13 protein-coding genes are annotated in these 15,558 nt (G+C 43.6%); 12 read left to right on the forward strand and 1 reads right to left on the reverse strand.

Annotation, left to right across the window (positions count from 1 at the left end; all coding sequences use genetic code 11):
• The first annotated feature begins 143 nt into the window (after positions 1-143).
• The 12 genes from lspA to pyrE all read left to right on the forward strand — a co-directional run bounded on the left by lspA (position 144) and on the right by pyrE (position 13,436).
• The gene (gene lspA, locus ACDZ29_RS18580) at positions 144-614 is read left to right on the forward strand and encodes a signal peptidase II (protein WP_289324342.1); all 471 of its coding nucleotides are present in this window, start codon (positions 144-146) and stop codon (positions 612-614) included.
• The gene (locus ACDZ29_RS18585) at positions 607-1,524 is read left to right on the forward strand and encodes an RluA family pseudouridine synthase (protein WP_289324343.1); all 918 of its coding nucleotides are present in this window, start codon (positions 607-609) and stop codon (positions 1,522-1,524) included. The genes lspA and ACDZ29_RS18585 overlap by 8 nt, the downstream gene beginning before the upstream one ends.
• A 193-nt stretch (positions 1,525-1,717) precedes the next feature.
• Positions 1,718-2,263, forward strand: coding sequence for a bifunctional pyr operon transcriptional regulator/uracil phosphoribosyltransferase PyrR (pyrR, locus tag ACDZ29_RS18590; RefSeq protein ID WP_289318440.1), 546 nt, complete (start codon positions 1,718-1,720; stop codon positions 2,261-2,263).
• Between the two features lie 177 nt (positions 2,264-2,440).
• On the forward strand, positions 2,441-3,730 hold the full coding sequence (locus ACDZ29_RS18595; RefSeq protein ID WP_370014371.1) for a solute carrier family 23 protein: 1,290 nt from the start codon (positions 2,441-2,443) through the stop codon (positions 3,728-3,730).
• A gap of 202 nt (positions 3,731-3,932) precedes the next feature.
• A complete protein-coding gene (locus ACDZ29_RS18600; RefSeq protein WP_289324345.1) occupies positions 3,933-4,868 on the forward strand; it encodes an aspartate carbamoyltransferase catalytic subunit in 936 nt (311 codons plus the stop codon).
• Positions 4,831-6,117, forward strand: a complete 1,287-nt coding sequence (locus tag ACDZ29_RS18605; RefSeq protein WP_289317211.1) for a dihydroorotase — start codon at positions 4,831-4,833, stop codon at positions 6,115-6,117. Before ACDZ29_RS18600 ends, ACDZ29_RS18605 begins: the two co-directional genes overlap by 38 nt.
• Entirely contained in the window at positions 6,114-7,220 is a 1,107-nt protein-coding gene (locus ACDZ29_RS18610; RefSeq protein WP_370014374.1) for a carbamoyl phosphate synthase small subunit, read from the forward strand. Before ACDZ29_RS18605 ends, ACDZ29_RS18610 begins: the two co-directional genes overlap by 4 nt.
• Positions 7,199-10,405 (forward strand): carbamoyl-phosphate synthase large subunit, encoded by a 3,207-nt coding sequence (gene carB / locus ACDZ29_RS18615; protein ID WP_375088333.1) that lies wholly within the window; start codon positions 7,199-7,201, stop codon positions 10,403-10,405. The genes ACDZ29_RS18610 and carB overlap by 22 nt, the downstream gene beginning before the upstream one ends.
• Positions 10,402-11,181: a dihydroorotate dehydrogenase electron transfer subunit gene (locus ACDZ29_RS18620; protein WP_063231913.1), complete on the forward strand. Its 780-nt coding sequence runs from the start codon at positions 10,402-10,404 to the stop codon at positions 11,179-11,181. The genes carB and ACDZ29_RS18620 overlap by 4 nt, the downstream gene beginning before the upstream one ends.
• Entirely contained in the window at positions 11,178-12,119 is a 942-nt protein-coding gene (locus ACDZ29_RS18625; RefSeq protein ID WP_370014375.1) for a dihydroorotate dehydrogenase, read from the forward strand. The genes ACDZ29_RS18620 and ACDZ29_RS18625 overlap by 4 nt, the downstream gene beginning before the upstream one ends.
• On the forward strand, positions 12,091-12,804 hold the full coding sequence (gene pyrF, locus ACDZ29_RS18630) for an orotidine-5'-phosphate decarboxylase (protein WP_289317207.1): 714 nt from the start codon (positions 12,091-12,093) through the stop codon (positions 12,802-12,804). The genes ACDZ29_RS18625 and pyrF overlap by 29 nt, the downstream gene beginning before the upstream one ends.
• Positions 12,801-13,436 (forward strand): orotate phosphoribosyltransferase, encoded by a 636-nt coding sequence (pyrE, locus tag ACDZ29_RS18635; protein WP_370014377.1) that lies wholly within the window; start codon positions 12,801-12,803, stop codon positions 13,434-13,436. The genes pyrF and pyrE overlap by 4 nt, the downstream gene beginning before the upstream one ends.
• Positions 13,437-13,493: 57 nt before the next feature.
• On the opposite strand, the gene ACDZ29_RS18640 is transcribed toward pyrE, so the two are convergent.
• Complete coding sequence (locus ACDZ29_RS18640) at positions 13,494-15,215, reverse strand: NFACT family protein (RefSeq protein WP_375088334.1); 1,722 nt, start codon at positions 15,213-15,215, stop codon at positions 13,494-13,496.
• Between the last annotated feature and the right edge of the window lie 343 nt (positions 15,216-15,558).

Genomic DNA, 15,558 nt, shown 5'->3' on the forward strand with positions numbered 1-15,558 from the left:
CTCCATAAGGAATGTTGCCTTTTTTCAATCGGCCCTTTATTCTTCAGGTACAGATAACTGACTTCTGTTTTTCGGATTAGTCATTATTTCTAGTTTATGCTACAATTCAAAAGTGAAGATTTGATTAGTTTGGGGGAAAAAATGTGTTTTATTATTTGATTGCCCTTTTGGTCATAGCTCTCGATCAGCTGACAAAATGGATGATTGTGAAAAAAATGGAGTACGGAGAAAGCATTGAAATTATTGAAAACCTTCTATATATCACCTCGCATCGTAATCGTGGGGCAGCATGGGGAATTCTACAAGGTCAAATGTGGTTTTTCTACATCATCACCATCGCTGTCATTATTGGACTTGTCTATTATATTCAGAAAATGGCGAAGGACAGCCGTTTGCTTGGAGTTGCACTTGCTCTCATGCTAGGCGGTGCGATTGGTAATTTCATCGATCGTGTTGCTCGTCAGGAAGTAGTGGATTTCGTTCATACCTATATTTTCAGCTACAGTTTCCCGGTATTTAATGTTGCTGATGCTGCGCTTTCAATTGGTGTCGGTCTGCTCGTGATTCATATGTTTTTAGAAGAAAAAAACGCTAAGGAGAAAGATAATGGATAAAAGGTTATACAGCATCGATGAAACACTAAAAGGAGTCAGGATTGATAAAGCTCTTTCCACTTTGAATGAGGAATGGTCACGTACTCAAGTCCAGCAATGGATTAAGGATGACCATGTTTTAGTAAATGGCTCGGCTATAAAGACGAATTACAAAGCTATCCCTGGCGATACAATCGAAGTAACCATTCCTGAACTTGAGGAATTGGATGCGGTAGCAGAGGAAATGGATTTGGATATCTATTATGAAGATGCAGATGTACTCGTTGTTAATAAACCAAGCGGTATGGTCGTCCACCCGGCACCGGGACATGTATCTGGCACGCTTGTAAATGGATTGATGGCTCACTGCAAGGATCTTTCTGGAATCAACGGAGTCATGCGGCCTGGAATCGTCCATCGAATCGACAAAGATACATCAGGTCTACTGATGGTTGCAAAAAATGATATGGCACATGAAAAACTTGTACAGCAGCTGGTTGACAAAACGGTTACACGTAAGTATCAAGCTGTAGTTCATGGTGTGATCCCTCATGACTTCGGAACGATTGATGCACCGATCGGCCGGGATAAAAAAGATCGCCAAAGCATGACTGTCACAGATTCAAATTCCAAAAATGCTGTCACACATTTCCGGGTCATCGAACGTTTCAATGGTTTCACTTTGGTGGAATGCCAGCTTGAAACAGGCAGAACACATCAAATCCGTGTTCACATGAAATACATTGGCTTCCCACTAGCGGGAGATCCGAAATATGGTCCGAAAAAGACCCTGAAATTAGATGGACAAGCATTGCACGCGGGACTTCTTGGTTTCATTCATCCGCGTACGAATGAGTATATGGAATTCGAAGCTCCGATTCCGGAAGAGTTTGAAAATCTAATTAATCAATTACGTAGAAGTAAGGATTGACAAATACGTTTTTCTGATATATTATAATAACAACTTAATAAGAACCTTTAACACAGTTCAGAGAGACTGAGAAGGAAACGGATACGCAATGTGGGATAATTATACCCATGGCGATAAAATCCTCATGCCTTCTTGGCATGAGGATTTTTTGTTGAAACAGACCTATCAGAAAAAAGGAATCGGGGTGGCCGACATGTTGAATGAGAAAGCCATAGTACTTGATGAGCAGGCCATTAGCAGAGCCTTGACGAGAATTGCCCATGAAATTATTGAGAAGAATAAGGGGATTGAAGATTGCGTCTTAATCGGGATACGCACACGCGGGATTTTCCTTGCTGACCGACTCGCAAAGCGCATCAATCAAATAGAAGGTAAGGAAATAGAGCTGGGTGAACTGGATATTACACTTTATCGCGATGACCTCTCAAAAAAGACCAATGATGGGGAACCCATCGTAAAAGGTTCAGACATCCCGGTCAATATCAGCGACAAGAAAGTGATTTTAGTGGATGATGTCCTTTTCACCGGCAGGACCGTTAGAGCGGCAATGGATGCTCTGGTGGATTTGGGAAGACCTTCGCAAATCCAGCTTGCCGTATTAGTGGATAGGGGACATAGGGAACTGCCTATACGTGCAGATTTCGTCGGGAAAAACGTTCCGACTTCCCAATCTGAAAAAATTACCGTTACTTTAACAGAAGTAGATGAAGTAGATCAAGTTACTATATTAGAAAACTAAACAACATGAAAATTTCATATCACCCTTTTAAAGACAGTCCAGAGAGGCTGGCAAAGGGGAGTCAATCGGGAGAGTTGTGCCATGCATAGGCATTCACCTTCTGAGAAACCCTCTTTGTATATACTGCAAAGAGGGTTTTTGCAGTTTTGATGCAATTTTCATGAGGGGGATACGAAAATGGAAGAAACAAAAAGGGACATCGTACTGGATGTCGAGGACGTGCCAAAGGTTGGCCAGTGGATTACGTTAAGCATCCAGCATTTGTTCGCCATGTTCGGTGCAACGGTGCTAGTGCCATTCCTGGTAGGGTTAAGTCCGGCGGTAGCACTGGTTTCAAGCGGATTAGGCACACTTTCTTACTTATTGATTACCAAAGGGCAGATACCTGCTTATCTCGGTTCATCTTTCGCCTTCATTACGCCAATCATCGCGGCAAAGGCTTTAGGAGGTCCGGAGGCGGCCATGATCGGCTGTTTTGCAGCAGGATTCATATATGGGATAGTAGCTTTGATCATCCAAAAAGTCGGGTTGCGCTGGTTAATGAATTTACTTCCTCCGGTTGTGGTGGGTCCGGTCATTATCGTAATCGGATTAAGCCTTGCCGGAACGGCCGTGGAAATGGCAATGTATGATCCACAAGATAAATACAGCGTCACATATATAGTTATAGCGCTGATCACTTTAGCGGTAACCATTATCTGCAACGTGTTCTTTAAGGGATTCATCAACTTGATTCCCATCTTAATGGGAATCATAGTGGGCTACAGCTGTTCGGCAGTTGCAGGAATAATAGATTATGAACCAATCAAGTCAGCACAATGGTGGGAAATGCCTGACTTCATGTTTCCATATGTAACCTATACACCGACCTTCTCATGGGAGGTCATTGCCATCATGGTACCCGTTGCCATCGTGACTTTATCAGAACATATCGGGCACCAGATGGTACTGAGCAAAGTAGTTGGCAGAAACTTTTTGGAAAAGCCCGGTTTGCATCGTTCGATTTTAGGAGATGGAGCAGGAATCATGATTGGTTCGTTCATCGGTGGTCCACCGCTGACATCATATGGTGAAAATATTGGGGTCCTTACGATGACAAAGGCATTTAGTGTGTATATCATCGGAGGGGCAGCGTTAACTGCGATCATCTTTGGCTTTAACGGTAAGATATCAGCAGTCATCAGCTCGATACCTACAGCTGTAATGGGCGGCATTTCCATCTTACTCTTCGGTATCATCGCATCAAGTGGATTAAGGATGCTGATTGATAATAAGGTTGATTTTGACAAGAAAAGAAACCTGATGATAGCTTCAGTCATCCTGGTGTTAGGAATCGGGGGAGCGTTCGTACAACTATCGGACACGGTATCGCTTTCCGGAATGGCACTTTCAGCCATCGTCGGAATCCTTCTTAACTTGATTCTTCCTGACAGGGAAAAAATATCAGGAGACATCTTTGAAAAATAAGTGAAACTGCATTAAACAATAGATCACCTTTTAAAAGAAGTCCAGAGAGGCTTAAAAGGGTGTTGCTGTAAAGATGAATGAGAACGGGATAGGTTGTTATAACCATTCCGTGACCTCACGCTTCTTTATGACCTACACCCTGTCCTTAATGGCGGGGTGTTTTTTTATGCCCCGCATCACAAATGTGAAAGGAGCAGGATCGATGAAAAAATTATTGACGATGAATGAATTGACTATACCTGAAATTGAAAGAATTCTAGACGAGGCTGAGGGATTTGCCAATGGCTCGGGATGGAATCCTAAACAGCAGACCACAGTTGCCAATCTCTTCTTTGAACCAAGCACACGTACAAAATCAAGCTTTGAAATGGCTGAAAGAAAACTGGGCCTTGAGGTCATTCCTTTTGATGCGGGTACATCATCCGTGTTAAAAGGCGAAACCTTATATGACACTGTTAAAACGTTAGAAGCGATAGGCATCAATGCCTTGATCATCCGTCATGAGCAGGATAATTATTTTGACGAATTGAAAGGGAGGATAAGGATCCCGATAATCAATGCAGGGGATGGATGCGGGAATCATCCAACCCAGTCATTACTGGACTTATTGACGATAAAACAAGAGTTTAAAAGTTTCGAAGGTCTGAAAATTGCGATAATCGGGGATGTCAGGCATAGTCGGGTTGCGAAATCGAATGCAGAAGCATTAACTCGATTAGGAGCGAATGTCGTATTTTCAGGTCCGCCTGAATGGTTTGACAGAACAAACAGTTTAGGAAGGTATGAAGACATCGATCAAGCGGTAGCTACTTCGGATGTGGTCATGCTGCTCAGAATCCAGCATGAAAGGCATAATGAAAAATACGATCAGGCAAACGGAAATTATCTCGAAAGTTTCGGCCTGACCAAACAACGTGAAAAAAATATGAAACCGGATGCGATCATCATGCATCCTGCACCAATAAACCGCGGTGTTGAAATAGACAGTGATTTAGTCGAATGCAGCCGCTCAAGAATTTTCAAACAAATGGAAAATGGTGTGTTCATCAGAATGGCCGTATTAAAAAATGTGCTTGAACAATCTGAAGGGGGAATCATCCATGAAAACCGTAATCAAAAATGGAGTATTGCTAGATAATCAAAACTCATTCAAAAAAGCGGACATCGAAATAGAAGGAAAGGTCATCACAAAAATCGGCGAGAACCTGGCTACGGAAAATTGTAAGGTAGTTGACGCTGAAGGGTTACTCATTACATCGGGATTTATTGACCTGCATGTCCATTTACGCGAACCGGGCGGTGAACACAAGGAAACAATCGCAAGTGGAACGCTTGCAGCGGCAAGAGGCGGTTTCACTACTGTAGCGGCGATGCCTAATACTCGGCCCGTTCCTGATACAGTGGAAAACCTTGAAGCGCTTAACCGGAAAATTGAAGAAACGGCGCATGTCCGGGTACTCCCTTATGCATCCATAACGATTAGGGAAGCTGGCAAGGAATTGACCGACTTTTCTTCATTAAAACAAACGGGTGCTTTCGCCTTTACGGACGATGGCGTAGGAATTCAAGAAGCTGGGATGATGCTGGAGGCCATGAAGCGGGCAGCCGCTCAGGATATGGCCATAGTTGCTCATTGTGAAGATAATAGCTTAATCAATAAAGGCTCCGTCCATGAAGGAAGATTCTCAAAGGAACAGGGGATCAATGGAATTCCGTCGGTATGTGAAGCTGTACATATTGCCCGGGATATCCTCCTTGCGGAAGCGGCGGATTGCCATTATCACGTTTGTCATATATCCACGAAGGAATCGGTTAGAACGGTAAGGGATGCCAAACGCGCCGGTATCCGGGTCACAGCCGAAGTTACACCGCATCACTTATTATTGTGTGAAGATGATATACCGGGACTTGATACGAATTATAAAATGAACCCGCCTTTAAGGGGCCGTGAAGATCGGGACGCGTTGATAGAAGGACTGCTTGACGGAACCATCGATTTTATAGCAACAGACCATGCCCCGCATGCGGCTGAGGAAAAGGCGCAGGGAATGCAGCTAGCACCTTTCGGAATAGTAGGATTGGAAACGGCCTTCCCGCTGCTTTATACCGAATTGGTCAAAAAGGGCGTCTTAACATTAAAGCAATTAGTCGATTTCCTGACAATCAAACCGTCTGAATGTTTCTCCCTTCCATATGGAGAGCTTAAAGAAGGTGCTACTGCCGATATCGTGCTCATCGATTTGGAAACGGAAAAAGAAATCAATAATGAAGAGTTTGCTTCAAAAGGGAAAAATACACCTTTTAATGAAAAGAAATGTTATGGATGGCCAGTCATGACGATTGCAGAAGGAAAAACAGCTTGGGAAAAAGGACGTGTTCAAGGATGAAAAGACAGCTTATTTTAGAAGATGGAACGGTTTTCCTTGGGGAAGCATTCGGAGGGGACGTAGAAAAAATAGGTGAAGTCGTTTTTAACACAGGAATGACAGGATACCAGGAGATTCTATCCGATCCATCTTATTGCGGTCAAATCGTTACACTTACGTATCCATTGATCGGGAACTACGGGATAAACCGGGATGACTTTGAATCCATCAATCCAGCGATAGCAGGATTCGTCGTTAAGGAAACAGCAGAACTTCCTTCTAACTGGCGAAGCCAAACATCCCTAGATGAATATCTGAAAATGAAGAACATACCTGGAATAAGCGGAATCGATACGAGAAAGCTGACAAGGATCATCAGGAAATCAGGTGCACTTAAAGGAGCGCTCTGCAATATCAATAAAGATGCAAAAGAGGTTGTTTCCCAGTTGAAAGCAACGGTGATTCCTTCTAATCAAGTGAAACAGGTTTCAACAAAATCACCTTATTCTAGCCCGGGCAGAGGCCCGCGGGTAGTTCTTGTAGACTATGGCATGAAGCATGGGATTTTACGTGAGTTGACGAAGCGCGGCTGTGATGTCGTGGTTGTGCCTTATAACGTCACTGCCGAGGAAGTGATGCAATATCATCCAGATGGTGTGATGCTTTCAAACGGTCCTGGGGATCCGAAAAGTGTTCATGAGACACTTGAAATGATCCGTACAATCCAAACGGAAGTGCCATTATTCGGAATCTGTTTAGGACATCAATTATTCGCACTTGCAAACGGGGCGGATACGGAAAAATTAAAATTCGGCCATCGAGGTTCAAATCATCCGGTTAAAGACCTTCGCACCGGGAAGATATCCATCACATCTCAAAATCATGGATATACAGTAGAAGAGTTTTCAATTGAAAAGACTGATCTTATTGTGACACATACAGCATTGAATGACGATACGATTGAAGGACTGCGCCATAAAAAATATCCAGCTTTCACCGTACAATATCACCCGGAAGCATCACCAGGGCCGGAAGACGCAAACTACTTATTCAATGAATTCTTACAAATGATTGAAGCTGCAAACACCAAGGGGGAAACAACATGCCAAAACGCACTGATATAAAAAGCATCCTAGTAATTGGTTCCGGTCCGATCGTCATCGGACAGGCCGCCGAGTTCGATTATGCAGGAACCCAAGCATGTATAGCCTTAAAAGAAGAAGGTTATCGAGTGATCCTGATTAACTCCAACCCTGCCACAATCATGACTGACAGTGAAATGGCTGATGCGGTCTATATCGAACCGATCACATTGGAATTTGTCAGCAAAATCATTCGTAAAGAGCGCCCGGATGCACTGTTACCTACCTTGGGCGGACAGACTGGCCTGAACATGGCCGTCGAACTTGCCGAAGCGGGAATTCTTGAAGAATGCAATGTACAGATCCTTGGGACGAAACTTTCCGCCATCCAACAAGCGGAAGATCGTGACCTGTTCCGTACCCTCATGAACGATCTTGGAGAACCAGTACCAGACAGCGACATCATTCATAACTTGGAAGAGGCTTATACATTCGTGGAACGAGTCGGCTATCCGGTCATTGTTCGTCCGGCCTTCACGCTTGGCGGAACAGGCGGTGGGATTTGTGATGACGAAGAGCAACTGATTGAGATTGTTGAGGGTGGCCTGAAAAGCAGTCCAGTTCACCAATGTCTGCTAGAGAAGAGCATTGCCGGGTTCAAAGAAGTTGAATATGAAGTGATGCGTGATTCCAATGATAATGCAATAGTTGTATGTAATATGGAAAACTTCGACCCTGTCGGTGTCCATACTGGCGATTCGATAGTTGCCGCACCTAGCCAAACTTTAAGTGACAGAGAATATCAAATGCTCAGAAATACGTCTTTGAAGATTATCCGTGCCTTGAAAATTGAAGGTGGATGCAATGTTCAGCTTGCGCTAGATCCAAACAGCTATCAATATTATGTCATTGAAGTGAACCCAAGGGTCAGCCGTTCGTCGGCACTTGCTTCAAAAGCAACAGGTTATCCAATTGCAAAGCTTGCAGCAAAGATAGCAGTTGGTTTGACGCTTGATGAAATGATGAACCCGGTCACAGGTAAAACCTATGCGAGCTTTGAACCGGCCCTGGACTATGTCGTTACAAAGATTCCGCGCTGGCCTTTTGATAAGTTCGAAAGCGCCAACCGCAGGCTCGGGACACAAATGAAAGCGACCGGAGAAGTCATGGCAATCGGCCGTACATTCGAAGAATCCATCTTAAAAGCTGTTCGTTCCCTTGAAGCGGGTGTATACCATCTTGAATTGAATGACGAGTTTGAGGATGAAAAAATAGAGAAACGGATCCGAAAAGCTGGAGATGAACGGTTATTCTATATCGGCGAAGCATTAAGAAGAGGGAAGACGATCGAAACCATTCACGAATGGAGCGAGATCGATTTATTCTTCTTGCATAAGTTGAAAAAGATAATCGACTTTGAAAAGGAACTTAAAGAACATTCCTTTGATAGTGAAGTATTGCAAAAGGCTAAAGAACTAGGGTTTTCTGACAAAACGATTGCAGAAATCTGGGAAGTTCCCGAAATTGACGTCTATGAGTACCGGAAAAAGCAAGGGATCATCCCTGTTTACAAAATGGTCGATACATGTGCTGCCGAGTTCGAATCGGAAACACCGTATTTTTATGGAACTTACGAAGATGAAAATGAATCCATCGTTACTGACAAGAAAAGTGTCATTGTTCTGGGGTCTGGCCCAATTCGGATAGGGCAAGGAGTAGAGTTTGATTATGCGACCGTACATTCGGTATGGGCAATTAAAGAAGCGGGATATGAAGCGATCATCATTAACAACAATCCCGAAACAGTTTCAACGGACTTCAGTATCTCCGACAAACTTTATTTCGAACCATTGACTCTTGAAGATGTCATGCATGTCATCGATTTGGAAAAACCAGAAGGGGTCATCGTCCAGTTTGGCGGACAGACAGCGATTAACCTTGCAGATGGTCTTGTTGAAAGAGGAGTGAAGATCCTTGGTACTTCACTTGAAGACCTGGATAGGGCGGAAAATCGTAATAAATTCGAAAAGGCACTTAAGGATTTAGGCATTCCGCAGCCAAAAGGTAAAACCGCAACATCGGTTGATGAAGCGATCGTCATTGCCGAAGACATTGGTTACCCGGTATTAGTAAGGCCATCGTACGTACTCGGAGGAAGAGCGATGGAAATCGTCTATAAACAAGAGGAATTGCTGCATTACATGAAAAATGCCGTGAAAATAAATCCAGATCATCCTGTCCTGATAGACCGCTACTTGACGGGTAAGGAAGTCGAAGTCGATGGCATTTCCGATGGCGAAACGGTCGTTATCCCAGGGATCATGGAGCATATCGAACGTGCCGGCGTCCATTCCGGTGATTCGATTGCAGTCTATCCGCCTCAAAATTTAACGGAAAAACAAAAAGAAGTAATCATCGACTATACGACCCGATTGGCAAAAGGCTTGAATATAATTGGTCTCTTGAACATTCAATATGTCATCAGCAATGAAGAAGTGTATGTCATTGAAGTAAATCCACGTTCTAGCCGAACCGTTCCATTCTTAAGTAAAATTACGAATGTGCCGATGGCTAACTTAGCAACGAAGGTCATCTTGGGCCACTCGCTTGAAAGCCAAGGTTACCAATCAGGATTAGTGCCAGAACAATCTGGGGTCTATGTGAAAGTGCCGGTCTTCTCTTTTGCGAAATTAAGAGGTGTGGACATTTCGCTTGGACCTGAAATGAAATCGACTGGTGAAGTAATGGGGAAAGATAGCACACTTGAAAAGGCTTTATATAAAGGCCTGGTCGCTTCCGGCTTCAAAATTGAAGGGCATGGTTCGGTCTTATTGACGATATCCGATAAAGATAAGCAAGAGGCGCTGCTTTTAGCAAGACGTTTCCATAATATCGGTTTCAAGCTGATAGCCACCAGCGGAACTGCTGCCCTATTGGAGCAATCCGGCATCCCGACTGCAATTGTCGGTAAAATTGGCGAAGAAGGTACAAACCTACTGGATGTTATCCGAAACGGGGATGCACAATTTGTCATTAACACTTTGACCAAAGGAAAGCAGCCGGAACGCGATGGTTTTAGAATCCGACGTGAATCGGTTGAAAATGGAGTGACATGCCTAACATCACTCGATACGGCAGAAGCCATTTTAAGAGTGATAGAATCCATGACCTTCTCGGCAGAAGCGATGGGAAAAACGGAAATAAGTCGTGAGGTGAGCTATATATGATCAAGAAGGAAAGAATGAAGGTGTTAACTCATAAAGAACTGGCCCCATCCATCTTTGAACTTACTCTGCAAGGTGAATTGGTTTCAGAGATGAAGCAACCAGGCCAGTTTGTCCAAGTCAAGACAACAGATGGTACTGAGCCATTGTTAAGACGCCCGATTTCAATTTCTTCTTATAATGGCAGTGAAAAACAGTTCACGATGATTTATAGGGCTGAAGGTAAAGGAACAACGTTGTTATCACAGCGTAAACAAGCAGAAGCGGTCGATATCCTTGGTCCCCTTGGCAATGGATTTCCCGTTCATGAAGCGAAGAAGGGCGAAACAGCGTTATTGGTTGGTGGTGGGATTGGTGTCCCGCCCCTGTATCAATTATCACAGATGTTGGTTGCGAATGGTGTCAGGGTAATCCATGTATTGGGCTTCCAGACCAAGTCAGCCATCTTTTATGAAAAAGAGTTTAGTGAATTAGGTGATACCCATATTGCCACAGTGGATGGTTCATATGGGACAAAAGGATTTGTTACGACTGTGATTGACAACCTGGAGCAGGAGTTTGCAACGATCTTTTCATGCGGCCCTACACCAATGTTAAAAGCATTGGAAGCGGGCTATCGTGAGAAAAAACTTTTCTTGTCCCTCGAGGAAAGGATGGGTTGCGGCATCGGTGCATGCTTTGCCTGCGTATGTCATACAGGGGATGATCCAACTGGTTTCAGTTATAAAAAGGTATGCAGTGATGGACCCGTATTCCGGGCAGGAGAGGTGCTATTATGAACAGGCTTTCAGTTGAGTTACCAGGATTACACTTGAAAAACCCGGTCATGCCAGCATCTGGATGCTTTGGTTTCGGCCGTGAATACAGTCAATTTTTCGACTTGGATATTCTTGGAGCGATCATGATCAAAGCGACCACTCCTGAACCGAGGTTCGGTAACCCGACTCCGCGTGTAGCGGAGACCTCTTCGGGAATGCTGAACGCCATCGGGCTGCAGAATCCAGGTTTAGAAAAGGTCATCAGTGAAGAACTGGCATGGCTAGGTGGGTATGATGTCCCAATCATCGCCAACGTTGCGGGTTCACAAATAGCTGACTATGTAAAGGTAGCCAGTGACATAAGTAAGGTCGGGAATGTAAAAGCACTCGAATTGAATATCTCTTGTCCGAATGTAAAAGAAGGAGGCATAGCTTTCGGGACGGTACCGGAAGTTGCCAAAGAGGTAACCAAGGCGGTCAAGGAAGTATCTTCGGTTCCTGTATATGTAAAGCTTTCACCGAATGTCAGTAACATTGTGGAAATGGCCAAAGCTGTAGAAGAAGGCGGAGCCGACGGGTTGACAATGATAAACACATTAGTCGGCATGCGATTGGATTTAAAAACTGGCAAGCCGATCCTTTCGAACAGAACGGGTGGGTTATCTGGTCCTGCAATAAAACCGGTTGCTCTCCGGATGATTTATGAGGTAAGCCAGCAAGTGTCGATTCCAATAATCGGAATGGGCGGAATCGCTACAGCAGAAGACGTCATTGAATTTTTCTATGCAGGTGCCAGTGCTGTGGCGGTGGGAACTGCCAACTTCGTGGATCCCTTCGTATGCCCGACCATCATAGAAGATTTACCGAAATTGTTGGATGAGCTGGGATTTGACCATATCTCAGAATGTACCGGAAGGAGCTGGAAGCAGAATGAAGCAGTCATTAATTATCGCTCTTGATTTCCCTGATCTCATTCAAACAGAGAGATTCCTTAAACAGTTCCCCTCGGAAAAACTTGCTGTAAAAGTGGGGATGGAATTATTTTATCAGAATGGACCATCAATTATTTCTTTCGTAAAAGAGCAAGGCCACGATGTGTTTTTGGACTTGAAGCTTCATGATATTCCGAATACTGTCAAAATGGCCATGACAGGTTTGGCAACTTTAGGAGCTGACATGGTCAATGTACATGCGGCGGGTGGCCAAAAGATGATGGAAGCAGCTATGGAGGGTCTTGATAAAGGAACGTCCGCTGGTAAAAAGCGTCCGTTATGCATAGGGGTTACCCAACTGACTAGCACGTCACAAGAACAAATGAATGATGAGCAAAACATTGCCGGATCTCTGGAGGATTCGGTCCTCCATTATGCAAAACTTACTCAACAGGCTGGATTGGATGGCGTCGTCTGTTCCACACATGAAGTAAAGAACATACATGAACGCATCGGACATGAATTCTTAACGGTCACACCTGGAATCCGAAGTGCAGGTGGACAGACGCATGATCAAAAGAGAATTGCCACGCCTGAACAGGCAAGGGATTTTGGAGCGGATGCCATCGTTGTAGGGAGAGCCATAACGGGGGCGAAAGATCCATTAAGGGCGTATTTGGATATGAAAGCAGCTTGGGAGGGAATATCATGATAAATCAAAAGATAGCTGAACATTTATTGGAAATAAAAGCAGTGTACCTACAGCCGAATGACCCCTTTACTTGGGCATCAGGAATTCAATCACCCATTTATTGCGACAACCGCTTAACCCTTTCATACCCAGAGGTTCGCAATGAAATAGCGGAAGGTTTGAAAGGATTGATTGAACAGCATTTCCCTGAGGTTGAACTGATCGCAGGCACTGCAACTGCTGGAATTCCGCATGCTGCTTGGGTGAGTGAAAAATTAAATGCACCGATGTGCTATGTCCGCTCGAAAGCTAAAGAGCACGGAAAGGGTAATCAAATCGAAGGCCGCGCTGTTCCAGGACAAAAAGTGGTTGTTGTGGAAGACTTGATTTCAACCGGCGGCAGTGTGATTACTGCTGTTAACGCGTTGAAAGAAGCTGGCTGTGATGTTCTTGGAGTCGTTTCGATCTTTACTTACGAATTGGAAAAGGGAAAAGAAAAATTCGATGCTGCGGGCATCACTAACCACTCGTTGAGTGACTACTCGACTTTGATAAAAGTCGCTAATGAAAAAGGGTATATCACAGAAGATGAATTGGAAAAGTTGAAAAAATGGCGGGAGAATCCGGCAGATACCGCTTGGATTTCAGCATGAAAATAGAGGTGACCCAATCACACAGGATTGGGCCACCTCTATTTATTTATATACCATTCAATCCTTTACCGCTTCCTTTAAGCGAATGACGATATCGGCATCTGGTGTAATATATACGGTCTGCTGTTGCTCGTAAATCACGAAACCGGGCTTTGAGCCATTCGGTTTCTTAACATGGCGAACTTGTGTGAAGTCAACGGGCACTGAGCTCGATTGCTTTGCTTTACTGAAGAAAGCTGCTAATACGGCTGCCTCTTTTATCGTTTTTTCACTTGGTGATTCATTTCGAATCACAACATGGGATCCAGGGATATCTTTGGTATGAAGCCATATTTCATCACGGCGTGCAAACTTATTCGTTAGATAATCATTTTGTTTATTATTTTTTCCGACAAAAATGAGATCTCCATCCGTAGCATAATATGTTTCAAGCTGCGGTTTTGCATTTGCAGGCTTTTTCATGCCTTTTTTCTTTTTTTGCCGAATGTACCCTTCTTCCTGAAGTTCTTCGCGAATCTCCTCTATATCTTTGGGTGAAGCTGATTGGAGCTGCTGATGCAAGGCTTCAAAGTAGGCCAATTCCAATTTTGTCTTTTCAATTTGTTCTTGAACGACACCGACTGCATTTTTGGACTTTTGGTACCTAGAGAAGTACTTTTGTGCATTATCGGATGGATTTTTTAAGGGGTCAAGCGGAATGGTGACCGTATTCTGTTCTTCATCATAATAATTGACGACTTCGATTTCCTTCATGCCTTTTTTCATTTGATATAGATTAGCTGTAAGCAGTTCACCGAATAATTGATACTGTTCTCCCCGTTCCGTATCTTTTAATGTACGTTCGAGCTTGCCGATTTTTTTTGAGTTCTTTTCGATTTCATTGGAAATGAAACGTTCTACATCCTGACTCTTTTGCTTAACTCGATCTCGTTCTGCCTTTCCGAAATAATAGCGGTCGAGCATCTCGCTTAATGAAGAAAACGTACGCTGTTTTCCTGTTAGATGCTCTAGTGAAAGCATATAAAAAACTTCTTTATTGCCATCTTGTTTGATCGACGCAGCATATTTATGTTCCGAGATTTCTTGGATAAGGCCTGAAAAAGCTAATGGAAGGGTGGTGCTGTTGGCTAATCCAGCCCGGTAAACGGCTTCCTTTGCAACCAATGGTGAAATTCCTGAAAAATGGGCAACAAGCTGTCGATCTAGTTTTCCTGCATTGAAGTCAATATTCTTCCTAATATCGTCTTCAGTAGCATTGAAGGGATTATCCTTTGCTTGTGCGGGTGGCACCTTATATTCCTGGCCTGGCAATATCGCCCGATAACTGTTCACGGCATGGGAAACATGCTTAATGCTGTCTAAAATCATATTCCGTTCTTTATCGACTAAAACAATGTTGCTGTGACGCCCCATAATTTCAATGATTAATTGCTTTTGAGAGACATCGCCAAGCTCATTGCGGCCCTTCACCTCAAAAATGATCATCCTATCAAGTTCATACTGATAAATATCTTCTATCGTATAGCCTTCGAGGTGCTTTCTAAGAAGCATGCAGAACATGGGTGCTTCTTTAGGATTTTCATAACTTTCCTCGGTCAATTGCACCCTTGAATAACTTGGGTGTGCCGATAATAAGAGCTTATGGTTCTTACCTCCAGCACGAACAACCAGTATTACTTCATTTTTATAAGGCTGATGTACTTTATTGATTCGTCCACCTTTTAATAAAGAAGCGATTTCTTCCGTCATCGCTTTCGTAAATAATCCATCAAATGACATTCTATTTTTACTTCCTTTACATAAGATTTTCTAAGATACTCATTTTGCTAGGCGTTATCAATGCATCAGGGCTGTCCATTATAGCTGTAGCGAACTGGGTGAAAAGCTGCAGTTCAGGTATATTGAATGGATGCTTTTTGTTAGGTTCCTGAGATTAATTGCAAATTTAGACCATTCATCATTAATGGCGGTCGTTCATTCATTATATTATCCGAATCGTTCTTCTTTCCGCAATTCTGTTTAATTATAGCATTATTTTGGACGAGTCTGAATAATCATGGAAGAAGAGCAGGTTGTTTTATGTATCGGTAAGCAGGCAGGTGTTGGATGAGTAAAGCAAAGA

Source organism: Peribacillus sp. RS7 (assembly GCF_041956845.1).
GTDB lineage: Bacteria > Bacillota > Bacilli > Bacillales > DSM-1321 > Peribacillus.